23 protein-coding genes and 1 tRNA gene are annotated in these 25,439 nt (G+C 39.8%); 15 read left to right on the top strand and 9 right to left on the bottom strand.

Annotated features, from left to right (window positions below):
* Window positions 1-157 precede the first annotated feature (157 nt).
* Complete coding sequence (locus ISP07_RS16950) at window positions 158-817, bottom strand: LiaF domain-containing protein (protein ID WP_209328317.1); 660 nt, start codon at window positions 815-817, stop codon at window positions 158-160.
* 330 nt (window positions 818-1,147) lie between these two features.
* Here ISP07_RS16950 and ISP07_RS16945 point away from each other — a divergent pair, with 330 nt between their 5' ends.
* Genes ISP07_RS16945 through ISP07_RS16930 form a run of 4 tightly spaced genes read left to right on the top strand, consistent with a single transcriptional unit; the run spans window position 1,148 to window position 2,393 of the window.
* Entirely contained in the window at window positions 1,148-1,714 is a 567-nt protein-coding gene (locus ISP07_RS16945) for a BON domain-containing protein (RefSeq protein ID WP_054552867.1), read from the top strand.
* A 56-nt stretch (window positions 1,715-1,770) separates the two neighbouring features.
* Entirely contained in the window at window positions 1,771-1,929 is a 159-nt protein-coding gene (locus ISP07_RS16940) for a YqaE/Pmp3 family membrane protein (RefSeq protein ID WP_064971745.1), read from the top strand.
* Between the two features lie 21 nt (window positions 1,930-1,950).
* Entirely contained in the window at window positions 1,951-2,133 is a 183-nt protein-coding gene (locus tag ISP07_RS16935) for a hypothetical protein (protein ID WP_054552866.1), read from the top strand.
* Window positions 2,134-2,183: 50 nt separating this feature from the next.
* Window positions 2,184-2,393, top strand: a complete 210-nt coding sequence (locus ISP07_RS16930; protein WP_054552865.1) for a hypothetical protein — start codon at window positions 2,184-2,186, stop codon at window positions 2,391-2,393.
* Here ISP07_RS16930 and ISP07_RS16925 read toward each other — a convergent pair.
* Entirely contained in the window at window positions 2,378-4,402 is a 2,025-nt protein-coding gene (locus ISP07_RS16925) for a methyl-accepting chemotaxis protein (RefSeq protein ID WP_209328316.1), read from the bottom strand. The two genes, ISP07_RS16930 and ISP07_RS16925, sit on opposite strands and share 16 nt — an antisense overlap.
* 112 nt (window positions 4,403-4,514) lie before the next feature.
* Here ISP07_RS16925 and ISP07_RS16920 point away from each other — a divergent pair, with 112 nt between their 5' ends.
* Entirely contained in the window at window positions 4,515-5,285 is a 771-nt protein-coding gene (locus tag ISP07_RS16920; protein ID WP_209328315.1) for an NADP-binding protein, read from the top strand.
* Here the strand turns inward: ISP07_RS16920 and hutC are convergent, their stop codons facing one another.
* Window positions 5,286-5,993 (bottom strand): histidine utilization repressor, encoded by a 708-nt coding sequence (hutC, locus tag ISP07_RS16915; RefSeq protein WP_166341071.1) that lies wholly within the window; start codon window positions 5,991-5,993, stop codon window positions 5,286-5,288.
* Window positions 5,994-6,135: 142 nt separating this feature from the next.
* On the opposite strand from hutC, the gene hutI reads away from it, so the two are divergent.
* Entirely contained in the window at window positions 6,136-7,377 is a 1,242-nt protein-coding gene (gene hutI / locus ISP07_RS16910; RefSeq protein WP_209328314.1) for an imidazolonepropionase, read from the top strand.
* 121 nt (window positions 7,378-7,498) lie between these two features.
* Window positions 7,499-9,169, top strand: coding sequence for a GGDEF domain-containing phosphodiesterase (locus ISP07_RS16905; protein ID WP_209328319.1), 1,671 nt, complete (start codon window positions 7,499-7,501; stop codon window positions 9,167-9,169).
* A 48-nt stretch (window positions 9,170-9,217) separates the two neighbouring features.
* Here the strand turns inward: ISP07_RS16905 and ISP07_RS16900 are convergent, their stop codons facing one another.
* Entirely contained in the window at window positions 9,218-10,138 is a 921-nt protein-coding gene (locus ISP07_RS16900) for a lipase family alpha/beta hydrolase (protein ID WP_209328313.1), read from the bottom strand.
* Window positions 10,139-10,561: 423 nt separating this feature from the next.
* On the opposite strand from ISP07_RS16900, the gene ISP07_RS16895 reads away from it, so the two are divergent.
* Window positions 10,562-11,149: a YceI family protein gene (locus ISP07_RS16895; RefSeq protein WP_209328312.1), complete on the top strand. Its 588-nt coding sequence runs from the start codon at window positions 10,562-10,564 to the stop codon at window positions 11,147-11,149.
* Window positions 11,149-11,667, top strand: coding sequence for a DUF1285 domain-containing protein (locus ISP07_RS16890; RefSeq protein WP_054552857.1), 519 nt, complete (start codon window positions 11,149-11,151; stop codon window positions 11,665-11,667). Before ISP07_RS16895 ends, ISP07_RS16890 begins: the two co-directional genes overlap by 1 nt.
* Before the next feature lie 4 nt (window positions 11,668-11,671).
* On the opposite strand, the gene yihA is transcribed toward ISP07_RS16890, so the two are convergent.
* Window positions 11,672-12,319, bottom strand: a complete 648-nt coding sequence (gene yihA, locus ISP07_RS16885) for a ribosome biogenesis GTP-binding protein YihA/YsxC (protein WP_138599290.1) — start codon at window positions 12,317-12,319, stop codon at window positions 11,672-11,674.
* A 283-nt stretch (window positions 12,320-12,602) separates the two neighbouring features.
* Here yihA and ISP07_RS16880 point away from each other — a divergent pair, with 283 nt between their 5' ends.
* The 3 genes from ISP07_RS16880 to ISP07_RS16870 all read left to right on the top strand — a co-directional run bounded on the left by ISP07_RS16880 (window position 12,603) and on the right by ISP07_RS16870 (window position 15,097).
* The gene (locus tag ISP07_RS16880) at window positions 12,603-13,235 is read left to right on the top strand and encodes a c-type cytochrome (RefSeq protein WP_209328311.1); all 633 of its coding nucleotides are present in this window, start codon (window positions 12,603-12,605) and stop codon (window positions 13,233-13,235) included.
* Between the two features lie 750 nt (window positions 13,236-13,985).
* The gene (gene yihI / locus ISP07_RS16875; protein ID WP_209328310.1) at window positions 13,986-14,585 is read left to right on the top strand and encodes a Der GTPase-activating protein YihI; all 600 of its coding nucleotides are present in this window, start codon (window positions 13,986-13,988) and stop codon (window positions 14,583-14,585) included.
* Window positions 14,582-15,097: a DUF2489 domain-containing protein gene (locus tag ISP07_RS16870; protein WP_209328309.1), complete on the top strand. Its 516-nt coding sequence runs from the start codon at window positions 14,582-14,584 to the stop codon at window positions 15,095-15,097. The genes yihI and ISP07_RS16870 overlap by 4 nt, the downstream gene beginning before the upstream one ends.
* Before the next feature lie 62 nt (window positions 15,098-15,159).
* Here the strand turns inward: ISP07_RS16870 and hemN are convergent, their stop codons facing one another.
* On the bottom strand, window positions 15,160-16,533 hold the full coding sequence (hemN, locus tag ISP07_RS16865; RefSeq protein WP_209328308.1) for an oxygen-independent coproporphyrinogen III oxidase: 1,374 nt from the start codon (window positions 16,531-16,533) through the stop codon (window positions 15,160-15,162).
* 275 nt (window positions 16,534-16,808) lie between these two features.
* Here hemN and ISP07_RS16860 point away from each other — a divergent pair.
* Window positions 16,809-16,885, top strand: a tRNA-Ile gene (locus ISP07_RS16860).
* An 89-nt stretch (window positions 16,886-16,974) separates the two neighbouring features.
* Here ISP07_RS16860 and ISP07_RS16855 read toward each other — a convergent pair.
* Window positions 16,975-18,516: a hypothetical protein gene (locus ISP07_RS16855; RefSeq protein WP_209328307.1), complete on the bottom strand. Its 1,542-nt coding sequence runs from the start codon at window positions 18,514-18,516 to the stop codon at window positions 16,975-16,977.
* A 381-nt stretch (window positions 18,517-18,897) separates the two neighbouring features.
* Between ISP07_RS16855 and ISP07_RS16850 the strand changes: the two genes are divergently transcribed.
* A complete protein-coding gene (locus ISP07_RS16850; RefSeq protein WP_209328306.1) occupies window positions 18,898-19,506 on the top strand; it encodes a hypothetical protein in 609 nt (202 codons plus the stop codon).
* A complete protein-coding gene (locus ISP07_RS16845; protein WP_209328305.1) occupies window positions 19,506-20,468 on the top strand; it encodes a hypothetical protein in 963 nt (320 codons plus the stop codon). The genes ISP07_RS16850 and ISP07_RS16845 overlap by 1 nt, the downstream gene beginning before the upstream one ends.
* Window positions 20,469-20,527: 59 nt before the next feature.
* On the opposite strand, the gene ISP07_RS16840 is transcribed toward ISP07_RS16845, so the two are convergent.
* Entirely contained in the window at window positions 20,528-23,437 is a 2,910-nt protein-coding gene (locus tag ISP07_RS16840) for a type III restriction-modification system endonuclease (protein WP_209328304.1), read from the bottom strand.
* Window positions 23,437-25,416: a site-specific DNA-methyltransferase gene (locus ISP07_RS16835; RefSeq protein WP_209328303.1), complete on the bottom strand. Its 1,980-nt coding sequence runs from the start codon at window positions 25,414-25,416 to the stop codon at window positions 23,437-23,439. Before ISP07_RS16835 ends, ISP07_RS16840 begins: the two co-directional genes overlap by 1 nt.
* Window positions 25,417-25,439 lie beyond the last annotated feature (23 nt).

The raw sequence follows: 25,439 nt of genomic DNA, 5'->3' as shown, positions 1-25,439 counted from the left end.
GTGCTCAAACTCACTGACTTCTTGATGTATTAATTGGTAGCTAACCATTTAATACTGAGAGATACAAGGTCGTGCTTTAGCGCGTCATTGATGAAACGTATGTAATATCTTGTCGCCATAAATGACGACTTACATTGCATAATCGCACCTCGCACCTTTACTGCATCTTATTCATTTCTTTCCAGCTGGCTTTTAGGCTGTTGGCGAAGCTGATGAACTTTTCTTTCATGGTACGTTTAACTGAAATCTCGACTGAGCCAAGCCATACATTACCTTCAATAGTGATGGTTGGGCCTTGGCCTTTGTTTAAGGCAACTGATTTATTCTCTACACTACCAATCACGCTAAATAATTTAGATACCACATTTACATGTTCTGGCACGTAGATTTCATCGTTACCTAAAATACAGTTCACGTAAATGGTGACATGCTGATGTTGGAAAATCGCTTCGCTAAAGTCGAGTTCAATTGAGCCTAGGCAGTTTGTTAGGTGAATTTCTTTTGGTACTACCCATTGGCCGCTGCGCTCATTTGAGCCCAGAATACTGCGTAGCTGCAGGCTTTCGTTGTCGCTGCTGTGGCTGTAGTGAGGTTTAAATTGCGCATGCTTTTGCGATTTGTAGTCAATATCCGCTTTCAGATCTAAATCAGCAACAAGCTCAACCAGTACTTCGTTGCTGGTGGCTTCCATTGCCTGATCTAGTCGACGTTCAAATGCTTCGGCTGAAATAACAGCATGACTGTAGTTATAAATGAGTTGATCAATGACTTCTTCTCTTACTTGATCGATTGGGCGGTCTTCAAGTTTAACGGCCATGGTAGTTCCCTGTTGTGATTTTAAAGGTGATTCTTTAGTTATTAATTACAAAGCAAAGCTTAGGCCAGATTTTATTTATATATAAATCATGAGGTTGTCTTTTTAGGCGAATAAGCAATTTCGTTAAATTAACCACAGATTAATAAAATCAGCAACTAAATGGTTATTTTTGCAACATCGTGAACTTCTTACCGAGCAGCTTGTAAATCTTTACCGAAATGAATATAAATCACCGCTGAATAGGTATTTAACTCGCTGAAATTTAAAGAATAAATAGTTGGCATCATAGTCGCATTACTTAAACTGTCTTTAATCAAAAGGAGAAAGATTATGAACACTTTTAACAAATCTATGATTGCGGCTTTAGTAATTGGTGCAACTAGCATGTCAGCTCAGGCAAGCAGCTGGGAAAATGAAAGTAAAGATGCTTGGATTGATGGTAAGGCGGAAACTGTGCTTCTTATGAACACAAACCTTAACAACTTTGACATCAACACTGATGTAACGAATGGCAAGGTTGTACTTACAGGTAAAGTTGATAGCGAATTAGATAAAGAGCTTGCTGAAGAGTTAGTTCTTAGCCTAGACGGTGTTAGCTCTGTTGATAACAAATTAACGGTTGTTAAAAACATGAAAGCTAAGCACATGAAATCAGACAAAGCTGATTCTGCAGAAAGCGACTTAACCGATGCAAAAATCAGTACTGTAATCACCACACGTTATTTATTTAACTCAGAAGTAGGTGGTACAGATATCGATGTTGATACCGACAACGGTGTAGTAACACTAAAAGGTACTGTTGAGTCTGATGCAGAAAAGCAATTAGCGGTAAGCATTGCTGAAAACGCTGAAGATGTTCGCAAAGTAATCGATGAATTAACGATTGTTGCTGAATAATAGCAAGCCCTATATAGCCCAGCTTTGGCTGGGCTTACTTTATCAAGGAGTGAGTCATGGATTTAATACGTATTATTTTATCGGTTTTAATTCCACCTCTCGGCGTATTTTTACAGGTAGGTTTAGGTGCGCAGTTCTGGATTAATATTCTTTTAACTCTATTAGGGTATATTCCAGGTTTGATTCATGCTGTGTATATCATCGCTAAGCGATAATCACCGCATTAATCTACAAGGATGGGTAATGGAGCACAGCAAGGAAGGGCTGTAGGAGTAACGGATGATAAACCGCAAGGAGTTTACAGTATGGATAATGTAACTAAGCACAAAGGACAACAAGGAAGTAACAAGGCGTTATGGAGTAGCGCACAATGGCAACGCTTTATGGATAAGGTGAATGGAGATGACAGCAAGGATTAAGCTTAGGCTTGGAGCCAAACAGGATGAAGCTAGCGTAAGGAGGAGACTATATGGAACAAGTACAAACGCAATCAAAACAAGGATTGACCAATAATGGAGTTGCTTTATGGAACAAGCAACAGTGGCACGAATTTATGGAACACGCGAAAGCGGTTGCGCCACGATTAACAGGGAAGGCTGACGATAAAAACCCGATGTCATCTTCAGGTGACATCGGGTTTTTAACTACTTCAGCTATTTATCTTTATAACTTAAATTGATTTACTGTCTTATTTAGAGACTCTGCTAACTCATTCAAATCACGTGCTTCATCCGCCAATTCATGGGCATGATCTGCAGTGCTATTTACTAAGTGATTAATCGCTGCCAAGCTATTGTTAATATCTTCTGCAACCACAGTTTGCTGCTCTGTCGAAGTCGCAATTTGATGACTTTGATCTTGTACATTTGTCACAGATTGCGCGATATCTTGCAATGCTTGCAAGACGATTTGTGTTTGCTCAACTGAGCCTTCAGCACGCTCTTGACCTTGCTGCATCATGGTTGATGCTTGTTGGGCAATTTGCTGTAAACGGCTGATCATATTGCGAATATCATCTGTTGACTCTTGCGTTCTGCTTGCTAGTGAACGAACCTCATCAGCAACAACTGCGAAACCTCGGCCTTGCTCACCAGCACGGGCTGCTTCTATCGCTGCGTTAAGTGCCAGTAAGTTAGTTTGCTCAGCGATTGAGTTGATAACATCAACCACCGCGCCGATATTGCCACTTTCTTGTTCAAGACCCGCAACGACTTTAGACGCTTCACCAATGTGACTTGCAAGAGCGGTCATGACTGACTGAGCTTGAGTTGAGCGCTTGGTGCCATCTGCGGTAATGGTTTGCACTTCTTCAGCTGCATTATTGGTGTGCTGGGCATTACGCGAGATTTCCATCACTGTAGACGCCATTTCGGTTACTGCCGCACTTACGCTATCAACTTGTTGCTTTTCTTGCTGAATTTCATCATTGGTTTTTTGCGATACGGTTTTCAATTGGGCTGCGGCTTGGCTTAATTGCTCAGCTTGAGCTGCAGTATTCAGCATCATTGCACGTAATTTATCGATGAAAGTATTCATGTGATGAGCAAGCTGTCCTACTTCATCCTGACTTTTTATCTCGATTTTTTGTGTTAGATCGCCATCACCTGATGCGATATCACGCATGATGTAAGTGAGTTTAGTCAGCGGCTTGGTGATCATTTGCGTGGCCCAGAAGATCATCGCAATAATAATCGCAAGAATGATGATCACGGATGTTGTGGTTGTCATCACCGCATCATTTACTGGCTCATCAATCATACTGGTCGGAATTAAAATACCCACATACCAATCAAGGTAAGGGCTTTCTAATTCAAGGCGATTGTATACAACGTAATATTGCTCGCCTTTGAATGTGACAAAGCTGCTACCCTCTTTTTGGCTTTTCATCGCGCGGTTTAATTCGCTAAAGCCCGAGGTGTCGTTAAATTGCTTTTCGAGGGCATCTAAGCCTTCTTTGCCATTAGGGCCTTCGTCTGTGATAGATAGTTTATGTCCAGTTCGTTTTGAAAAGTGCACTACTTTCTGGTTGCTGTCGAGTAAAAAGCCAAAGCCTTGGCCATCAAATCGAATAGCTTCAACCATGTCGTTGATATTATTAAGCTGTAAATCAACACCACCAAAACCAACAAGCTTGTTTTGTTTATAAACTGGCTGTTGTACAACTGCAGAGGCGATACCTGTGGTTAAATCAACAGAAATAGGGCCAACATACAACTTATTAATTTTTAATGCATCTTGCCACCAACCACGTTTGTAAGCGTAATATGGTTGGCCATTATAAGTGGCGGTACGCTCGTTTTCTTTGAAGTACTCACCTGTGGTCGCAGAAGCAAAGAAGGCTGATAAAATGTTATCATCGTTACCACTAATACGCACAAAATCTTGATTAACGCTGCTGTAACCAGGCTGACTATCTAAGCTTTGATCGCGCTGAGTCCAGTTATCGAACCAATTAACTAAATGCGGGTTTGTTACAAAGGTTTCGACAACTTTGCCGTATTTGGCAAAATAGGCCTGCATTGACAGTCGCTCACTTTGCAAATAGCTGTCGGCTTCGCGTTGAATTGCATGACGTGAGAGATCAGCAATATGGTTTACAAAAAAGCTAGACGCGATGATTAGTAGCACACTTATCGTCCCGCCAATTAGCAGAAGTATTTTTTTACGTAAAGAGAGGTTGTTTAACATAGTGCACGCGTTTTTATTATAGGTTAGAGTTATCTATCTAATCATATTTGCACCTAAATCGCTACACTGTTAAGCGAAGGTTAATAATAAATACTAAGGGGCAGTTGAGTAAATGAGTACTGAAAATAATAAACTGGTTGTTTTAGGTGCCGGCTGGCTTGGAAATGCACTTTGTGTTGAGGCAAATAAATTCGCATGGCAAGTACAGGGAACACATCGCGGTGGCGAGCACGAATATGACTTTCAGCGCCAGTTTATACTTGAAGGTGATGTGCTCAAGCATGAGCTGTCGCTTGAAAATGCTTGGTGGGTCTGCGCTATTCCACCGCGTAGTCGTAGCTCAGAAAGTAACTATTTAGCGACTTTGAAAGTAGGGCTTGAACTTGCTAAGCAACTAAATTGTAAAGGCTTTATTTTATGTTCTTCGACAGGAGTTTATCCATCTAACAATGGTCAATATGACGAAACTACAGAAATTATTTGCCAATCAGCACGTCAACAGCAGCTATATGATGCTGAACAGTTAGTGCTAAATGCTGGTGGTAAAGTATTGCGCTTGGCTGGTCTTGTAGGGCCTGGGCGCGATCCGGGTAGGTTTGTTGCCGGTAAAGAACTGACTAGTTCAAGTCAGCAAGTGGTAAACATGGTTCAGCAGCAAGATGTGATAGCGGCGATTTTTTCAGTACTTGAAAATTGGTCAAACGCGAGCAGTATTTATAATGTGGTTAATCCGGCACATCCTACAAAAGCAGATTACTACCAACAAAAATGTGCTGAGCAGGGCAACCAGCCACCGACTTTTACTAGTCATGATAAAGGCGAGCGCCTTATTGATGGCTCAGCGATTGAGTCACTGAGTTTTCGTTATCAAATGTCCATTTAGTTATCTTTTAAAAGTAAGGTGGCCGCCTAATCGGTATTTACTGCCCGGTGAGACTAAACGGGCAAAGCTCACAATACCTTGTGATGACCAAGTTCGGCGGATCACTTGTAAGCATGGCTCTTCGTTATAAAGGTTCAGCCATTCGCACATTTCTTGGTTGGGCATAATCGCTTCGACTGTATGGCGTGCCTCGGTGAGCGGGGCGTTTTGCGATAAGTATTCATGAGGCGTTAGGCTATGGAAATCCTGCTGTAAGTAATCTTTAGCAAGAGCGGGGTTCACAAAGCGTTCTTCAACTTGCAGAGGTTGCTCGTTTTCATTGTGTACAATCACACTTCTGTAAACATGGCTGTCGACCTCGACACCCAAAGCAATCGCAATTGGTGCTATAGCGCTTATAGACTCCATTACTAAAATGGTACAGCTATAATGGTTACTTCGCGCTTTTACCTCATCAGCAATATTTTTAATTTCTAATAAAGATGATTGTGACTTAAAGCTAGCCACAAAAGTACCTAGGCCTTGGCTACGGGTTAATATACCTGCATCTGTTAATTCACTGAGTGCTCGTCTTGCAGTCATACGACTAACTTTAAACTGGTTGGTAAGCTCATTTTCAGAGGGCACTCGGTGATTTTCTTGCCAAGCTCCAGAACGAATATTTTCCAGAATGAACTCTTTTATTTGCGCAAATTTAGGAACACTCATTATGCGTTTATATGTGGTGAGTAAACAGTATGTTTGAAGGTGACATAATTATCTTGTATATACAAGGTGAGTTGATAAACTTTAAGCAAATTTAAATTTAGTCTCGTAATGGGCCTATCGCAAGTATCAATGTAGGTGAAAAATGCACACAACCAATAATGATCAAGCTTTCTGGGATTTAGTGATCACAGATGCCAACATCGCCACAATGGACCCAGCCATCGAAGCACCTTATGGTGCTATTGAAAATGCAGCTATTGCTGTTAAAGATGGCAAAATTGCTTGGTTAGGTGAGCAAGCCGATTTACCAGAGTTTGATGCGCTAGCTACGCCAACATTGTCAGCAAAAGGGCAATGGTTAACCCCCGGGTTAATTGATTGCCACACTCACTTAGTGTTCGCGGGTAGCCGTGCAGAAGAATTTGAGCAGCGTTTACAAGGTGTAAGCTATGAGCAAATAGCTGCAAACGGTGGCGGTATTGCAAGTACCGTACGTGCAACGCGAGAAGCCGATCACGAAGCTTTATTTGTCAGTGCAAAAGAGCGCTTAAATGCATTATATGCAGAAGGTGTGACTACGGTAGAGATTAAATCTGGCTACGGTCTTGATTGCGAAAACGAAATTAAACTTCTCGAAGTGGCGCGTTTACTCGGTGAAAATCACCCTGTTGATGTTAAAACCACGTTTTTAGGTGCGCATGCATTACCACCTGAATATAAAAGCCGTAGCGATGAGTACATTGATCTGGTGTGCGGTGAAATGCTTGACCGTGTTGTTGAAGCTGATTTAGCTGATGCAGTTGATGCTTTTTGTGAAAACGTTGGTTTTAGTAATGAGCAAACTCGCCGCGTGTTTGAAGCGGCTAAAAAACACAACTTACCAGTCAAGTTGCACGCTGAGCAGTTATCTAATCAACATGGTGCAGAGCTTGTTGCTGAATTTAATGGCTTATCTGCGGATCATATTGAACACTTAGATGAAGCTGGTATTCAGGCAATGGCCAAAGCGGGTACTGCAGCAGTTTTATTACCAGGTGCATTTTACTTCTTACGTGAAACAAAGTATCCGCCAATTGAACTACTGCAGCAGTACCAAGTTCCAATTGCTATTTCAACTGACTTCAACCCGGGCACTTCGCCTTTATGTTCATTGCATTTGATGATGAACATGGCATGCACTATTTTTCGAATGACACCAGAGCAAGCATTAGCTGGGGTAACACGAAACGCTGCAGGTGCTTTAGGACTTGATGATCGTGGTGTGTTAAAGGTAGGCGCACGTGCTGATATTGCCCATTGGCAAATAACCCACCCAGCACAATTAAGTTACCAATTTGGCGTAAATAAACTGTTAAATCTGTGGATTTTGGGTAGACTTAATTAGATAAGTCTTTTTTACGTAGTATTTTTACATGTCTTTGATTGCCAGCTTAGCAAGTAGTAGCGTGAGCCTTGCAAATTTAAGTAGCGATGTTGTGCCAGTGTTTTTAGCTGGTTGCGTTCTTATGGCAATGATTTGTGCCTTATGTGTTACTCAAAATTCTATTTTAAGGCTGAGCTTAGTCGTCAATGGCGTGCTTGGATTAGCAATTCTTAGTCTTGGCATGCCTTGGTTAGTGTTATTGTTAAGTGCAAGTGTTTGTTTTCATTTGTGGCAGGCATTTCGCACAACTAATTGGCTAGCGATCATTATTTCAGTTGTTGCTGCGATTGTATTAACAGTACTTTATTCAGCTCATTTATTGTTACATACTGCTCTTTACTGGCTTGTTTTTTCTGTCGTTATTTTGTGTATATCAGGCTTTTTTAACTATGAAGAACCTGAAGAAGAGCAGGTGGTCGTTGAGCCACTTCACACTGACGAGTTAGATGCGACACCTCTTACAGGCTTACCCGATCGCAACGCCCTAAAAAATAGCTTTATTGCTTGGACCGAGGAGCATGATGCTAACTGCGCGTTAGTGATGCTTCGCCTTGAAGGTTTTAACGATGTAAACCAACACATCGGTCGAGACTTTGGTGATTTGTTATTAGCGCAATCAGCAACCCGAATTAAACAGCAGCTCAATGTTGATAATGTTCTTAATATAGTGGGTAATTCAGGCAAAGCCGAAAAGTTGGCGCATTTAGGGGGCTTGAACTTTGCGTTTATTAGCTCATTAGAGGAACAAAAGCACCTTCATGAGCAACTAATTAGTCAAATTCGCCATGTTACTTTAAAGCCATTTAATGTTGCCAATTGCACCATTGAAGTTAAAGTTCGTGCTAGTTATGTAGTTTGTGATGAGCCTGAATACAGCTTTGAAAACTTCATTTCGTTTGCCAATCTAGCGCTTGATTCTAATCCAGACAAAGCGATTGTGCCTTATCATCCACAAATGATGATTGAGCAATTGGAGCAGCAAGCACGACTACGTGAGTTAGCACACCTTGATTTTGCAAGTGAACTTGAGTTGTATTTTCAGCCAGTTATTCGTAATAGCGATGAGCAAATCGAATTTTTAGAATTGCTGTTACGTTGGCAGCATCCTAAGCAAGGGATTCTTTCTGCGAATAAATTTATAGATGATATACGTGTTGCAGGCCTAAGCTATCCTGTGGCTGCTTTTGTTATTGAGCGTGCAGCAGAACTTGCTATGGCACTACGAATGGAAGGTATTGAATTACCTCTTAGTATAAATGTGTTTGGCCCTGAGATGCTGCACGAAGAATTTATTGAGTTTGTTGACCGTATCATGGCTGAGCATCGACTAGAGCCGGGTGATTTAATTATCGAGTGCCCGCTCGATTTATTTATGAGTTTAGATGATCAAGGTAAAGCGATGGTTGCAAGGCTCAATAGTATTGGTATTAAATTATGTATAGATGGTTTTGGTGACACACCTATTTGGCTAGCTAAGCTTCCGAATCTTAATGTTGAGTATATTAAAGTGGCGGCTTCACTCACCGCTGATTTTGCTCATCAAAGTCAAATTCGAAGCCTCGTTTCGGGCATGGTCGATATGCACAATCAAAATAATGCAAAAGTGATTTGTGAAGGAGTTGAAACTCTAGAGCAACTTAAGTTTGTAAAGTCGCTTAAAACCTATGCTGCACAGGGCTATTATTTTAATTACCCATTGAGTAGTGTTGGTATGATGTCATGGCTTAAACAATGGCGTTTGGAACATCAGTAAGCGTAAAGCTGTGCTCTCTCTGGTAGGCTTCACGTTACAACACCGCTTTTATAACCCTAGTTTCTGTAACCTTGTCACGTGGCTACGGTAAAGTTCAACTGGATCAACTTCACGAAAACTATGCAAACCAATAAATTGGTTAATCTCATCGAGATGATTCATTTTGTAATCATCTTTGATCACATGCCCTAAATGGCTACTACAGCGTGAAATGAGACCGTCACTGTGACCTAAGATAAATAATGAGCCAAATAACATGGATAAGTCACTTAAATCTAAGATATTAGTGAGTGTTTCTGTGCCGCTCCAAGAAAAGTAATATACGCCATTGCTAGCAAGTATATTACCTTGTTCGCACTCTTTTTTGGGCAAGCCTTCGGGGTACTTTTGATTAAATGTTGCTGCTCCTTGTGTGCTTAAACTATTTATTGCACCGAGTGTATTTTGTGGTAATTGACTATTGCCTGATAATAACGAAATAACACCACCGAATGCATCGAATACTAATCGAGTTGTATATTCTGCTTGAGAGCCGGGTGTTAGCTCCTTATTAATAAGATCAATAATGCCACTGCCATAATTTGCACCACCTACACTGGTAACTGAGGCAATTAGATCAGGCCTGATAGATGCAACATAGCGTGCAGTTTGCGCACCTTGACTGTGACCAATCAAGTTTACTTTTTTAGCACTAGTCAGAGCTAAGATTGATTCTATTTGAGTGAGTAATTGCTCGCCTCGGACTTCTGAACTATTGATAGCAGAAACGGCAGGTGTGAAGACTAAAGTACCATCTTTTTCCAGAATTGTAGCGATATTGTAGAAGTAATCGATTCCGAGCATGTTATCGAATCCCATTAACCCATGAACTAAAACAACTGGATATTGGGTAGTTGTTTTTTTGGCATTGCACCAAGGGCTCAACAAAAAAAGTAAGGTAACAAATAAAATTAACGGGATTTTTTTCATACCTTTTACTCTTCTACTTCAATATTTATCACCAACAAGCCTTAAAAAAGCCTGATTTTAGTGTGCTTTTAATTCACCTTACCTCAAATTTGGGTTCTCTGTAATGTTAAATTAAAGTAAGCAGGAAAAGATGGTTTTAGTGTTTCGTTACATGTTTATCAATTTGTGTTTTTTCTGCGGTTAAGCAATTTATTTTTAATCTGGTATTTGATAAAGTCCGCGCCGTCCTCATCCTGTAGGACATCCTGTTGATGATGCATCTGAAAGGATGCAACGTATTGATAGCTTCTCCCCAGTTTGCTATAACGACTCACTCCTTGTTGAGTGAGTCGCTTTTTCTTTTCTTATCATACAATTCATTGCACAAATACACGCAAGTGATACCATCAAAGTGATTCTTATTTACTTTCGAAGGAATGCGTTATGTTTAAATCTTTGGCAATAGCTGCCTTTTCATTATCGAGTATTTTAGTTGCCCCTTTAGCCAGCGCAAATTGGCAAGTTAATAATGAGCAAAGTAACGTAAGCTTTGTATCTATTAAAAAGAACTCTATTGCAGAAGCACATCATTTCAAAAACGTGTCGGGTACACTTAACGAACAAGGTCAATTTAAGTTGATGATCGACCTGATATCGGTTGAAACTCTGATCCCTATCCGCAATGAGCGCATGACCAAGTTGTTATTTGAAACAGCTAAATTTCCTAATGCTGTGTTAACTGCTGATTTAAGTAAAGCATTATCAACACTGAAACCAGGTCAACATGTGCTGAAAGGGTTAAAAGCTGAGTTAGATTTTCATGGTATCAAAAAAGAACTTACGATAGATGTTCTAGCCAATATGTCAGCAAAAGGCGATATTAGCGTGTCATCTTTTACGCCAGTTATTATTAATGCGAGTGATTTCAAAGTAACAGAAGGCATTAGTGAACTACAAAAGCTTGCGGGCTTACCATCAATTGCAACAGCGGTTCCTGTAACATTTTCTTTGACGCTAGATAAAGAAAAATAATGCAATCACTTGCTGACTTAGAAGCCGCTCTTCAGACACCCGATAAACCTTTTGATCAATGGCAGCCGCAAAACTGTGGGCAAGTGCCAATAACGATTGATGCGCAAGGGCGGTGGTTTTATGGCGGCAGTGAAATAAAACGCGAGGCAATGGTTAAACTCTTTGCCTCTGTGCTTTGCAAAGAGGCAGATAGTTATTTTTTAAAAACACCCGTCGAGAAAATGGCCATCACTGTCATTGATGTGCCTTTTATTATTGTTGATTGGCGTTTTGAAGAGACAGAGCAAGGCCTTGCTCTATGTTGTGTCGATAATTTACAGCGCGCTTGGTTGGTATCAGCAAAGCAACCACTATTACTGAGAGAGTTTGAAGGTGTCAGTGTGCCTTATCTTCAATTAGCACATGGCTTGGCTGCGAGGGTATCGAGAAATGTTTATTATCAGTGGGCTGAAATAGCCTGCTCAGATGAGCAGGGCTATTATATAGAATCATTAGCCAAGCGTTATTACTTGGCCTAAGCACTTAGTCTTCTGGTTGTTCGTCAGACTCAGGTGCTTGCGCTTCAATAGGGCCTAAAAACCACTCATCGAGCTTTTTAGCAACTTCAGGTAAGCCGGTGCCTTTTAGTGAAGAGAAGGCATGTACTGTAATATCACCATCTAAACTACTTAACTCACGACGAACTTGTAAAACTTGAGCTTTACGCGCGCCTTGCTTTAGCTTGTCGGCTTTAGTTAATAGTGCCAGTACTGGAATTTCGCTGCCCACCGCCCAGTCGATTAAGTCACGGTCTAAATCTTTTAACGGGTGGCGAATATCCATCAAAACAACGATACCTTTTAAGCTTTGACGTTTTTGTAAATATTCACCTAGCGACTTTTGCCATTTCTTTTTCATTTCGATAGGCACTTTCGCAAAACCATAGCCCGGTAAGTCGATAAGGCGCTTATCGGCATCAAGTTCAAAGGTATTGATCAGCTGAGTACGACCAGGTGTTTTAGAAGTACGCGCTAACTTTTGATCAGTTAACGTGTTTAAAGCACTTGATTTACCCGCATTAGAGCGACCAGCAAACGCGACTTCAATCCCCGTATCAGCAGGTAAGCGTGAGATATCAGGTGCGCTGGTAACAAAGGACGCAGTATTGTATTTGATACGAGATTTGAGCACAGGCTCTCCTAGTCTTTTATAAAAAATAACAAACAGTGGCTAATTTCCACTTAAGGCACGTATTTTATACTATTAAAGCAGCATTCAAAAGCGTATTTAAGCGTGCTAAATTGGCTTTAAATTAGGAAAATTACTAGGTGTAAACTTAATCTAAGTCAAATCCCTATAAATTATGAGCTTAATGTGGGCAGAAAACGTGCCAGAGAATTTATTATCGTGTAGAATATAGAAATCACAACATCCATATTGTAGATGATACAGGGTCGGAAACAGAGAATTCACCATGAAAAAAATAGCACTATCTTTAACTATATTGCTTGGTACGTTGTCAGCAAGCAACGCAACAGCATTTGATGGCGATGTAAACGCAGGTAAAGAGAAATCGGCAACGTGTGCGGCTTGTCACGGCCCAGACGGTAATGCACCGGTTAATATCTACCCTAAAATTGCAGGCCAACACGCAGATTATATCTATAAACAATTACAAGAGTTTAAATTAGGTATGACATCTGGCGGCAAAGAAGGTCGTATGGATCCAGTAATGAGTGGTATGGCTATGCCGCTTAGCGATCAAGACATGAAAGACCTAGCAGCTTACTTCTCTTCTTTGAATATGTCTGAAGGTGCAACACCTAAAGATGTAGTAGAAGTAGGTCAGCAGCTTTATAAAGCCGGTGATGCAGAGCGTGGTATTCCATCATGTGCTGCGTGTCACGGTCCACGTGGTAACGGTACGTCACTAGCTAAATTCCCGAAAATTTCGTTCCAACATCCAGAATACATCAAGTCACAACTTGAAAAATTCCGTGATGGTACGCGTAATAACGACTTAAACGGTATGATGCAAGACATCGCTAAAAAGCTAACAGACAAAGACATTGAAGTACTTTCAAAATACTTAGGTGGCTTACACTAAAGTCTGATTGCGGAAAGAAATGCTCCGCAGTAGTATGTAAAGAGTTTGAAAAAGCAGCGCAAGCTGCTTTTTTTGTACCTAACGTATGTCGAAATTTCCCACTCCCTTGTGAGACATTGACCATATCTAGCTGTAAGCCAAGTCTTATTTTTATTTCACTATTTTTGCTAAGTCTTTGTTATTAATTAAAATGACAATGTTGCAATAAGTCATCTGTAAGAAAAATTATATAAATTAGTTGTAACAATTTTATTAATAAGTAAATTAACCACTGTCGCTGAGACAGCAAAAACAACATGGACAATGTAATAAGGAAAGTAACTGCGGCAAATCTTTAGGGGTTGACACTAGTTAGGTGTCCTAAAGGAAATAACAAAAAAGTGTCAGGATTGACCGGGAATAATAAAAGCTCATGGAAGTTTAATAATAAAAACAAAATGGAATGCTACACGGAAGGTTAAAACAATAACAAAATGGATAAACAATAATAATAAAAATAATAAAGACTAAAAAGTCGAAGGGAGAAGTGTCCAGATAATTGGCGCTCAGATTAGTAGGCGGTAGAGACGTTTTCTCTACCGCCTTTTTATTTGTCCTGTTACAATAGCCACCGTTTGTACTAAAAGTATGAAAAGTGCGCAGTTCGTCAAGTTGACCAACCACATCCGCACATCGAATTCTTCTGGTTATGCCAGCATTACAATGCCACAAAGGCGTTGTGCACAACCTCTTAAGTGAGATGATCAAGATATGAGTAGAAAGAAAAAGTCGCGTAAAATTCCATCGAATGGTCCTGTACGTCTAAGCAAAGAAAAGCTTAGAGAGATGCGCGCGTTAAAAGAACAGCGAGTTAAAAAGACCAAAGGTGCTAAACCTGGGTCTCGAAATGCACCTGATGCACAAAGTGCAGAAAACACTGCTGCAAACAATCAACCGAAAGATAAGCGTGTTGGTAGTAAAAAGCCGGTTTCTTTAGTTGCGCCTAAGGCTGAGCCGAAAGTTGAAATGAAACGCAACTTAAAACCTATGGTTGAGCTTAAGAAAGTTACTGAGCCTGAACTAACACCAGAGCAAGAGTTAGAAGCGCTAGAGAATGACGAGCGTCTACTTAAGCTGGTTGAGCGTCATGAGCGCGGTGAGTTATTAACAGGTAAAGACGCTAAGTACTTCAATAGCCGTATTGCTCGCCACCAAGCACTTTGCGAGTTATTAGGCATTGAAGATGAAGACGAGTACGAAGATGACTTTGAAGATGATTCATACGATGAAGGTGAATCTGACTTCGATAAGTACTTATCTGATGATTTAGCCAACGAATGGTTTGATGACGAAGATGAGGATGAGCGATGAGCACAACCTTGATTATTGCCATCTTAATTGGTGCGGCAATTATCGCAGGGCTTGCGTTTTATGCAGGACAACTTCTGTATAAACTAAAAGAGCAAAATAAGCTTATCGCCAAGAAGCAAGCTGAGCATGAGCAAAAACTTGCGGAATCAAAAGCAAAGCGTAATGCAAAGCTAGCCGATAGCATTCATTTAATTGCCCGTGCAATGAATGAAGAGCAATGTGAGTTCTCAGAAGGCTGCTTACGTATTTGGGTGCTGATCTCTCAATATAGCTTTGCTGAAGAGTTTGAGCTAAGTGAGCGCTACCCAGGCATATTTAAAATGTACGAAGTCGTAAAAGATATGCCAACGCACGATGCCCGTAAGAAATACTCTAAAAAAGAGATTTTTAAAATGGACACTGCTCGCTGGCGTGCTGAAGAGCAACATAGCGATGAAATCAAAGCGGATTGCGCACGTATAATTGAAGAGTTTAAAGCCGCTCCAGGCAGCGAAAACGTAGTATTTAATTAAGTTGACGTACCGTTGAATTAAACAAAATAAAAAGCAGAGCCCAGGCTCTGCTTTTTGTTGGGCTAGATAACTCGTGAGAAACGAGTTTGCTTGATTTGTTGTTGTAGGTGCGCATCAAAGCACATACAAATAATACGAATAAACAAATTACCGCGCGCTGTTACTGTGATCTTATCTTGGCTAACAGACACCAAGCCATCAGCTAGTAATGGGTCGAGCGCCTGTAACGCCTCGCAGAAGTAGCTAGCAAAATTGATATTAAACTGCTTTTCGATTGCTGGAATATCCAGCTCAAACTGGCAGATCAATTGTTTGATAACCGCTGCACGTAACGTATCGTCATCAGTTAAAGCAACACCTTTACAGATTGCACTACCAAAGCCTTCTTGCACGGCTTTGTAATAGTGCTTTAACTCTTTTTCGTTTTGTAAAATGGCATTGCCTATTTGCGAAATAGATGACACACCCAAACCTAATAAGTCACATTGGCCATGCGTTGTGTAACCTTGGAAATTACGGTGTAATTGACCCGCGTTTTGTGCAATTGCCAATTCATTGTCTTTACGGGCAAAGTGGTCCATACCAATAAACTGATAACCCGCCGCTAACATCTGCTCAAGGGTATTTTTGAACATAGTGAGCTTGTCGCCAGCAGATGGTAAGTCAGCGTCTTTAATTTTACGCTGAGCAGCGAATCTATCTGGTAAGTGGGCATAGTTAAATACCGACACGCGATCAGGGTTTAACTCTATCAGCTGCGCAATCGTCTCTTTAAAACTCTCTGGTGTTTGCAGTGGCAAACCGTAAATCATATCTGCATTAATAGACTTAAAGCCAAGTTCACGAGCCTCACTTATTAAACCTTTTACAGATTGCACGCTTTGTGGGCGATTAACTGCCAGCTGCACATCATCATTGAAATCCTGAATACCAAACGAGACACGATTGAAGCCAAGCTGACGTAGGTGAACTAGCATGCCATCAGCTAAAGAACGAGGGTCAATCTCAATACCGCGTTCGGCATCATCAGAAAAATTAAAATGCTGCTCAACCAGCGCCATTAAGCGACTCATTTGCTCTGCCGATAAGAACGTTGGTGTACCACCCCCTAAATGCAGTTGCTCAACGTTATAATCGGCAAAAAGTGTTGCTTGCTCAGCAATTTCAAGCGCTAAGTTATCTAGGTATAAATCGGCTTTAGATTGATGACGAGTGATCACCTTATTACAACCACAGTAATAACAAAGCTGACTGCAAAAAGGGATATGGATATACAGCGATAAAGAACGGCTTTTCGACGCTGCAATCGCGTTAATCATATCTTGTTGCTTATAACCATCAGCTAAAGACAATGCCGTTGGGTAAGATGTATATCGAGGCCCAGAAATATTGTACTTGTTGATCAGAGATTGATCCCAGCTTGGTAAATTTATCACAGTCAGCACTCCGCAATTGATTGAGCGGCTATTTTAACGAGTTTAGCAAGTTAGCTATTTGATCTAGAACAATGTCGGAGAATAGAAACGAATCGGCAATGCTTTAAGGTCGTTGTAAAAACAAAGAGTTTACTATTTGAGCAGTTGATTTAGTGATTGTTAAAATAAAGGGTTTTGCTAGTGACAAGGTTGCAAAAACTTTTTATACTGCATCCCGCTTTAGTCAGTTAAACCTGCTAAACGCATCAAAAAAATTTAGCTTTCGCTAATACAATGGCCCCTTAGCTCAGTTGGTTAGAGCACACGACTCATAATCGTTAGGTCCCCAGTTCAAGTCTGGGAGGGGCCACCATTTTCTACCTTTAACTTAATCAATATCAGATAGTTAAAGGATATTAAGAAATTTTTTTACACCTTTTTTTACACCCCATTACGCTATCATTATCCAACTTTTTTGTCTATGAGACGTTGAAACAGCACTTTTAACTCTGGGTATTCCAGTTCCGCTTTCTCTACCATGCGGTCTTTCAATTCGCTGAGTTTTTCAATACTGAGATTTCCATATGATTCAGCTTGCTCACTCGGTAAACGGCCCAAACATTTTTCTTTTTGCCCTTCTGAAGCTGCAACATCTAGGAGCGCCTGCTCTACTAAATCTCTGATCCTGTGTTGAGTGAAACTGCTTATGCTTTTCAAATCTTCCTTAGTTGCCCCTTCAAACTCCTTTTTAGCTAATAAGCTAGCCTTCACATCGTTAAACTGTTTGTTTAAGGTTGTATCAACTTTCCCACGGTTGTATGGGCTTTCAAACATGAGCAGGGGCTCACTATTGCGACCCTTAGTTACGCTCATATCTCTTTGTTGTTTACTTTTTTCTGCACTCAGAATATTAACTAATCGCTTAGGAATGGGATGTCGCCTAAACCCCGTTTTACTTTCAGGGGTCGGCACTTCAATATACAGGTCATCTAGCTTGACGCGACTCCACCGCCATTTGTTAGTATTTGCCTCACGAGTGGATGCCATGAACTGAGATATCAGTTTCAAGCCTAAAGACTCGCAACCACTTTCATACGCCTCAATTATAAACTGAGCTAAAGTTGACATTTCAGGTATGGTTTTGTCTGATTTATCAGCTCTAGAACGCTCTCCTTTCAAGACCAGTTCCTGTACATTTATTCTGATACTTACATCAGCTTTGGCTATGTTTATCGCGGCCTTAACCATTTTGATAATTTCATTCCGGTCAGATTTACAGCGAGAAGAAACATACCTGTCTAAGTAATCTATCCTAAATGTTGCAATACTGTAGTTAGCCATTATTTTCTCTCCCCACTGACCTGAGAAATATCGTGTTTGAATACGGCTAATCGCACGAGCACGTTTTTTTGAAGCTGACTCTTTGTAAAATTCGAATAAGTCATGGAATGTAATCAACTCACGATAACTGCCACTCAGCAGGTAGCCTCTTTCCCGCCAAGGCATGCCGGCTTTTCGTCTACCCACAAATCGCTTGTGAGCATCAATTATCGTCTTGATGTCTTCATTAGTGAATTGGTGCTCTAATGGATATGAAATCAGCTTAAAATATTGAGCATCGCCACCATCTCTTAGTTGAATGGTTTTTTCCTTGCGCGAGACTTTGATAGACATACCTGGATAACCCTTCAATACCTTGGGCTGTCCTTCAAACGTCTGAATAAACTCTTTTAGAGTTGAATTACTCTCCTCTTGGGGTAACAGCGTAATAACCGGAGAACCTAATTTCTTCTTGCTAGCAGCAATATTAACAACATTGAAATCATTACCAAGGGTCACTGTTTCATTCAGTTGAACTAAATCACTTTCATCTAGAACCAATTCCGCAACTAATTGATCCATTTCTGACTGACTCAACTTTAAAGTCAAAATGAGCTTTTTAACGGCTCGAATTTTTTGGTTTTCAATGTGCCCATCAGGCACTGATTTTACTATCGCATCCATGCGCACTCATCCTTCTACAACACCTCCGTCCTGGAAGTGATGCGGATGTTAGCGTATTATCCGCAATCGGGCTGGCCAATAACAAAATAAATATATATCAACTAGTTAGATTTGTTTTTTGCTTGGTTATATTATGTTACATATCTTTACTCTTCCCTTTATTACCCCTGACAATCACCCATTATTTCTATTTCAATGTCTGAAAAATCAAAATTAATCCGGTCCTATACTCAGGCTTATCTTGATAGGTTTTAGCCCACTAAAACCTATGCTATAGGTCGCAAGCGGTGGGTTTGCTATGCAAAAAAAAATTAAGGTACGAACCGCCCAACTTACAAAATCCTGTTACGATATTAGTATCCAATGGACAAGGAGATGGATATGAAACAAGGAATCGACGTACTGACACCTGAACGTTGTAATGAATTAGTTAAGCAACTGGGCGGGGGTTACATCACCCCTGAGCTGCAATCATTATTAGACGTTGCAAAAAGTGTACTTAACACAAAAGTTGTAACCACTTTCGATGGTGAACTAATTGAAAGACCGCTCGATGAGCTCACAGCCCTCTTTAGGATTCTTAGTAGAGCATCAAATGTGGTAACTCAGCAATCTGAGTTACCAATTTGGAGTGACACAATGCGTAGAAATTACTTACTTTTTAGCCTGTTCAGGGAAGACCAAGCTAAACAGGTAAATGAAATGGTTGAGCAGCTAAAAGCTGAGGGCTTTGATGTGAATGAAGAGTCTGATAGTTCAAGAATGGCATTGCGAAACGGATTAGAAACGCTAACTGAAGAGCAAACAGTGCTTATAAAAAGGAGCGTTATTGATCTTTGCTCTCTGTGCTCTCACTGTCATGTCTATGATACAACATCTGAAAAAATGCCTATCAAACGATGTTTAATTTCTGGAAATGAAGCTACGGCTAAGGAGTGTAATCAGTTCCTAATGGTAACAAACTCAGTTAAAGATGATGAGCTCTTGTGATGAGTGCATACTCAGGTGTAAAAGCGCGTTATTACAAAAAAGGGGCGGCTATTGCCGTCCTCGACCATGCTCATGCTCTTCGAAACGGCTTTACACAGTCTCAGAATGTTGTATCTGAATTATCTCATGACAATTTAGGCTTTTATTACCATGAATCAAACTCAAGCGCAGAAGCACTTGAGCTCATGTATGAGAAGCATAAGCAAGTCACGGGTAAAAAGGTGCGGCGTGACAATAATGCGCTTTTTGAGCATGTAGTGTGGCTGAGTGAGTATCAATATTCACGATTAGAAATGAGGTACGGGCAAGAAAGAGTCAAAAAGGCTTTTCTCCATAGGCTCAAACGTTACGCTGAATCAGTAAAAGCAGAGTTCGGCTTTGAACCGCTGGGTATTGACCTACACATGGATGAGGGACACATAGATGATTCAGGTAAATTTATTAGAAACATTCACGCTCATGTTGCATTTTTCAATTACGATTTTTCAGCACGCCGCGCACCATTACGCCATATGATGAAAAAAGGTAAGGATAAGAATGGAAAAACCCACTCTTCGAATCCAAAATTTGAGATGTTACAAAATTTAGTACATGAGCAATTTAAGGAGTGGGGGTTTTCTCGAGGTACAGCTAAATCGATAACAGGGCGAGAGCATCTCCAAAAAGAAGATTTCGTAAAAGAGAAATTAAAGATACATAAGCGCTCTGTTAGTAAATTAACAGCACAGTGCAGTGAACTCGAACAACAACTAAAGAAGAAAGCAGAAAAGCTATCCTTAGCTAATGAAGCTATTCTTCAAAAGAAGCAAGAATACAAATGGCTTACTGAACAAGTAACTAAACTATCTGAATTAAAAAGAGATATGAGCAAAGCTATTACTCAGGGATGCAGGGCAGCTTTGGCTTCTATCTTAGGAAAACAGGCTAAATATTCGGTCAAAGTAACAAATAAGCCCAGATAAACATTTTTGGCACCAGCTTAGACTAAGTAAATAACCTAAACAGGTGCCAAAAAAAGACACTAGTTTGTGCTAGCTTGTCGAATTAAATTATGGATAACATCACCGGCAAACTGAGTCTTAAACTCGACTTTAACGTCTTTACTTATTTGATTAAAAAGCGTTTTAGCGTGCTCAATCTTACGCTCTTCCTCTTTTCTAAGGCTATCTTTACCTTCAACATTCTTAGTTTCTATGATGAAATTCAGATAATCTCCATTACTTGTTTTCACGACATAGGCAAAGTCAGGGGAGTAGGTATAACCACCTGCTACAGGGATCTTTATTGAGTTTTTAGGGATCTTCGTAAAGACCGATACAGATTCAATTTCACCATCGGTGATGTTGAGCTTTTCCAGCTCAGAATCATAAAACACATCTTCAAAGAGGTAGCTGTCCAGCGGTGTTAAAGAATGAGCTGAATGGACACCGAGATCGCTTGCTGCAACATCATTCAGAGCTTGACCAGCATCATCTGTAAATTTAGTTGGGTGTAGGCTGTTGGAAATGATGTTATACCCAAGACCAAATTTATTAAATGAGTTATGCAACAAGAATTTACTAAAGCCTGATTTAATCTTTCTGATAGTTTGAATGTTCAAATAATCAGTAATATCAATCGTGTCTTGCACGGCTACAAATGCTTTGTGCAACGTTGATGGTTTGATAAATGCCGTTTGCGATAGACGATTAACAAACTCTTTGTAGTTCATAGTACAGAACTTGGTGAAGTCATCATCATCGCCAAATACTGTTTTTGACATTGCCGTATCATTGCTCACATACACTTTTTCAATACGTGTTTGAACGCCAGTCTTTTTGAATTTCTCAGATTCTTCAAGTAGATAGTTAGTGAAGAGCTTTAGGAAATCATTCTCACTAGTGATTTTATACTCTAATACTGCCTTTTGATTGATCATTTCCCAGAGTTGTTTTAACTCATCAAACTTACCAACTCGCATTTTGGAACGAGTTTTTCCCTCTGTAGCAACTTTGATTTTTCCGCTCTTAACACCGCTAGGGAAAGCGTTAGGATAAGATTCTTTTAACTGCGTATAAGCTGTTGCCCCAAGCAAGTTTTTACTTTTGTCGATGATCCCTTTTCCAAGTAAGTTCATCATCAAATCCAAAGCCTCAAGATCAGGGTATTTAGATAAGATTTTATCCTCAAGCTCCTGAGTTAACTTAGATGGTACAGTCTCTTTGAATGATGTCTCATTCACTTCTTGGACTAAAGACGCAACAAAATCCTTCTCAGTAAAATCTACGAAGTAGTTCAGCCTAAACTCACCATTTACACGAGCCATATATTCATTAACTGGCAAACGTAAACCTCGTCCCACTTCTTGAAGCTTTGACGTTGTACTGCCACTTGAGCGCAATTTACATAGTGTAAAAATGTTGGGATTATCCCAACCCTCTCGCAGCGTCCATTTAGAGAAAATGAATCGTCTAGGATTATCTAAAGACAAAAGCAGCTCTTTATCGTGCAAAATCTCATTTATCTCTTGCTCGATTTTTTCATCTTTATCACTGTTATCCTTCGAGAAATAACCACCGTGAACACTGCTTATATCATCGATAGTTCTTTCCAAATACTGCTTATAGAACTTATCTGTTTCTGTTTTTAGTAGTGCCTTAGCTTCAGCCAAAGTCCACTCTTCAAATTTGGTTTTCAAGCTTCCTGAGATATTATTTCCATCACGGTAGCCCTCTATGTCATCGATGAAAAACAGGGTCAGAGGCTTGATTCGCGGGCGTTGTGTTAGCATTTCTCGCTCAAGCTTGAAATGCTCTTTAATCGCCCTACGCATCATGTTGTCTTCAAGCGTATCAGAGTATGAATATGGGTTGATTGATTCATTAACTTTAAGCTCAACACCATTACTAAGAACGACTATTTTTGTGTTCATCGACTCAATAAATAGATCGTGAATTTCATGGTGAGCCTTTGCTAAAGATTCACCTTTACCAATTTTGATGGTGGCCTTTGTACCATTTTCATTTAACTCAAAGCTTGCCTCTTTTGTTGACGACTTTTTGAGTGTTAAGTTAGCAACATCATCACCTACCATCTCCTCGATAAAAGTATTAATACCTTTAACTAGGTCATCATTAAATGCATCTACGGCTGTTAGGCGATAAACTAGGTTTTCATAATCCTCATTAAACGTTGCGCCATAGCGGATAATGCTTTGAGCATTGAATTTTTCAATGTTGTTCCACGTTGTTTTTGCTTTTGGAAATTTATGAGGTTCATCAATAATGATAAATGGCTTAACTGCACTAATTGCTTCAATTGGTGTGCTATACCTGTTGCCTAGTAAACCTTGATCATACTCATCAGATAAGGAGCGAGAATTCACCATTCCAGAGTTAATCACTAAAACATGGATGTATTTCTTATTAAAATTGTTTGCTTCTACAAAATCGTGAATGGCTTGAGGCATAAACGCTTTAGCATTTTTTTTAGCTGACTTTTTGCTTTCTACAACATACGTTTTAAGTTCACGCTCTGTTTCTTTGAAATGTTCTTTGAGAGCATCGCTTTTGAGAAAATTAACTGTACCTGCTTTGATTGAAAGCGTTGGCACAATGATAATAAACTTATTGATACCAAAAGCTTTGTTCAGCTCGAACATAGTTTTAGTGTATGTATACGTCTTACCCGTACCAGTTTCCATAGATACGTCAATGACATTACTGTTTTCGTTATAATGTTCTTTACAGTGCTCAATGCCGTTAAATTCATGAATGGCTTTGATATTTGAACGTAATTGTTGCTTTGTAATGAGCAACTCAGGATTAGCTAATAAACGAGTGCTTTGCTCTTCATCTAACTGGGAATCAGCACCAATAAACATATTGAGGACTGCCTCGACACCAGCTTTCTGGTGTGGCAGATTCTTTTCAAATGTAAACCCTTTACTCATTAGCTTCTTACCACCACTGCAATCTCAATTGATTTCTTATTTGCATAGCTATTGAGTGCTTCATTCAGTTCCATCTGCTTTACGCTGTCAAAGTTGTTTGCGTAATAAATAATCTTGTTTGGATCAAAATCTTTGTCATTCGTATCATCAAGCTTGTGAAGTAAAGCTTTGAGTGCATTGCTACTGAAATCTGGGGCAATCATATACAAGCGTCTATCACACAGGTGTGCTTTGTAACCATCGAGATCAATATCGTAAATAGGTGTCGTTAATTCACTGCCATCATACAATGCCCAAGTGGTGAGTAAGGTTTGGTATTGCTCATCAGTTAAAAGCATGTCATCAAACATAGTCAGATTAGATAAAGTCAACTCTTGATCGTCCTCTTCAATACGGAAGTCTTCAACGGTTTCAAAAATTTTAAAGCCTAGGTCTCCACTGTAATTCGAGTTCTCGTTGCTAATTTTTTCGACTACTTTATTAATTCTTGCTTTAGTTATTTCGAATATATCTTGATACCCTTTTTTAGAAGCTTCTGAATTTTCCCTCGTTAATTCAGGTAATTGGACTGTGATGAAATTAACATTTCCTGAATTTTTCGCGTTTCGTTTCATAACCGCGTCTGCTGTACTGCCTGAGCCTGCAAAGAAGTCTAGTACGACATCATTATCACCAACTCTACATGTATCCATTAAAAATTCGATTAGGGTCGTAGGTTTCGCGAAATCAAAAGGTATCCCCAATGCATTTAATTCGTGTGAAGAAACCTGGTTTATATGATCTTCTATTAAATTATTTGGTGATGCTGATGACTTCTCGATAACGTCTTTCAAATAGGTTTTTGTGTAAACATTCCATTTGGCCGGTTGACCATTTTGATCGACTAAATTTGATGACTTAACCTGTTTAACTTCAAGTAAATGTCTATTCTCAAGGTAGGTTTTCTGACTCCAACGCCAAACTTTATCATTGCCAGTTTTTGGAGATACTTTTTCACCGTCACCGAGTTTCTTTGGAAATATATCTCCAGGGGGGATAACGAATGTACCGTCGGGGCATTCAATAAAATACCTTTGATTGCTGCATCCTCTCATCGGATCTAAACTTGTCATATAGAGCCTAATTAATTGATATTTCTCTCCAGCTCTATCCCCCTCACTTTCAACTTCTTTGTATGAGTTGTAATTAATTCCACCAAAGAATGGTAAACAGAAGCCAATATTCTTGCTGTAAGTTAAAACATAATCAAAGCTAGGAGACCAAAAGCTTCCTTGATTACTGGCTTTCTTAGAAACTCTCGCTGCAAGTCCTATGAAATTAGCTTCACCAAAAATTTCATTACACAGCGTTCTCAGGTTATGAACTTCTTCCTCACCAATACTTATAAAAATAACGCCGTCATCTTGCATTAGCTCCCTAGCTATGTATAGCCTAGGGTACATGAAAGTTAACCATGCACTGTGTGTACTTGAACCTTTATCAGTGAAACTTAAAATTCTCTCAGCTTCCTCTATATCTAAGCCAGCAAGCTCGGATAACTGTTCTTTGGTAAATTTGCGATCATCATTATAAACAAAGCCATCAGAGCCTGTGTTATAAGGAGGGTCAATATAGATCATTTTAACCTTTTCACTATATCCATTGACTAAGTGTTTCAACACTTCAAGGTTATCACCTTTAATAAGCAAGTTTTTACTATCTTTATGTTGCACTTGGGTATTATGCTCAATATCTTCATGAAGAAGTGTTTTAGGTGGTAGATTCGCCAACAAGCGCGAGTATGATTTACCTAACCAGTTTAGAGAGTAGCTTTCTTTTGATAATTCAACTTCATTCGCGTTAACAACTTCAAGCATTCGTTCTTGAATGAAGTTACCATCACGATCAAAACAATTTGGGAAATGTTTCTTGAGGATTGTTAGCTGCTTGCTGTTCGCAGTCTCAACATTTGAATATACTGTTTCTTCTTTAACGTTCATTATTTTTCCAAATTCAATGACTT

This window comes from Pseudoalteromonas sp. PA2MD11 (assembly GCF_017808125.1).
GTDB classification, from domain to species: Bacteria; Pseudomonadota; Gammaproteobacteria; order Enterobacterales; family Alteromonadaceae; genus Pseudoalteromonas; species Pseudoalteromonas simplex.
The sequence above is the reverse complement of the archived record's forward strand: the minus strand, read 5'-3'. Positions and strand labels throughout refer to the sequence as shown.

What these genes read in the sequence shown, in the direction of transcription:
- hutI (WP_209328314.1), top strand. Translation starts at nt 6,136, where the DNA reads ATGCACACAACCAATAATGATCAAGCTTTCTGGGATTTAGTGATCACA.
- ISP07_RS16845 (WP_209328305.1), top strand. Translation starts at nt 19,506, where the DNA reads ATGAGTGCATACTCAGGTGTAAAAGCGCGTTATTACAAAAAAGGGGCG.
- ISP07_RS16855 (WP_209328307.1), bottom strand. Translation starts at nt 18,516, where the DNA reads ATGGATGCGATAGTAAAATCAGTGCCTGATGGGCACATTGAAAACCAA.
- ISP07_RS16870 (WP_209328309.1), top strand. Translation starts at nt 14,582, where the DNA reads ATGAGCACAACCTTGATTATTGCCATCTTAATTGGTGCGGCAATTATC.
- ISP07_RS16940 (WP_064971745.1), top strand. Translation starts at nt 1,771, where the DNA reads ATGGATTTAATACGTATTATTTTATCGGTTTTAATTCCACCTCTCGGC.
- ISP07_RS16950 (WP_209328317.1), bottom strand. Translation starts at nt 817, where the DNA reads ATGGCCGTTAAACTTGAAGACCGCCCAATCGATCAAGTAAGAGAAGAA.
- ISP07_RS16900 (WP_209328313.1), bottom strand. Translation starts at nt 10,138, where the DNA reads ATGAAAAAAATCCCGTTAATTTTATTTGTTACCTTACTTTTTTTGTTG.
- ISP07_RS16840 (WP_209328304.1), bottom strand. Translation starts at nt 23,437, where the DNA reads ATGAGTAAAGGGTTTACATTTGAAAAGAATCTGCCACACCAGAAAGCT.
- ISP07_RS16935 (WP_054552866.1), top strand. Translation starts at nt 1,951, where the DNA reads ATGGGTAATGGAGCACAGCAAGGAAGGGCTGTAGGAGTAACGGATGAT.
- ISP07_RS16895 (WP_209328312.1), top strand. Translation starts at nt 10,562, where the DNA reads ATGTTTAAATCTTTGGCAATAGCTGCCTTTTCATTATCGAGTATTTTA.
- yihI (WP_209328310.1), top strand. Translation starts at nt 13,986, where the DNA reads ATGAGTAGAAAGAAAAAGTCGCGTAAAATTCCATCGAATGGTCCTGTA.
- ISP07_RS16890 (WP_054552857.1), top strand. Translation starts at nt 11,149, where the DNA reads ATGCAATCACTTGCTGACTTAGAAGCCGCTCTTCAGACACCCGATAAA.
- ISP07_RS16920 (WP_209328315.1), top strand. Translation starts at nt 4,515, where the DNA reads ATGAGTACTGAAAATAATAAACTGGTTGTTTTAGGTGCCGGCTGGCTT.
- ISP07_RS16930 (WP_054552865.1), top strand. Translation starts at nt 2,184, where the DNA reads ATGGAACAAGTACAAACGCAATCAAAACAAGGATTGACCAATAATGGA.
- ISP07_RS16850 (WP_209328306.1), top strand. Translation starts at nt 18,898, where the DNA reads ATGAAACAAGGAATCGACGTACTGACACCTGAACGTTGTAATGAATTA.
- ISP07_RS16880 (WP_209328311.1), top strand. Translation starts at nt 12,603, where the DNA reads ATGAAAAAAATAGCACTATCTTTAACTATATTGCTTGGTACGTTGTCA.
- ISP07_RS16835 (WP_209328303.1), bottom strand. Translation starts at nt 25,416, where the DNA reads ATGAACGTTAAAGAAGAAACAGTATATTCAAATGTTGAGACTGCGAAC.
- ISP07_RS16905 (WP_209328319.1), top strand. Translation starts at nt 7,499, where the DNA reads ATGGCAATGATTTGTGCCTTATGTGTTACTCAAAATTCTATTTTAAGG.
- ISP07_RS16945 (WP_054552867.1), top strand. Translation starts at nt 1,148, where the DNA reads ATGAACACTTTTAACAAATCTATGATTGCGGCTTTAGTAATTGGTGCA.
- ISP07_RS16925 (WP_209328316.1), bottom strand. Translation starts at nt 4,402, where the DNA reads ATGTTAAACAACCTCTCTTTACGTAAAAAAATACTTCTGCTAATTGGC.
- hutC (WP_166341071.1), bottom strand. Translation starts at nt 5,993, where the DNA reads ATGAGTGTTCCTAAATTTGCGCAAATAAAAGAGTTCATTCTGGAAAAT.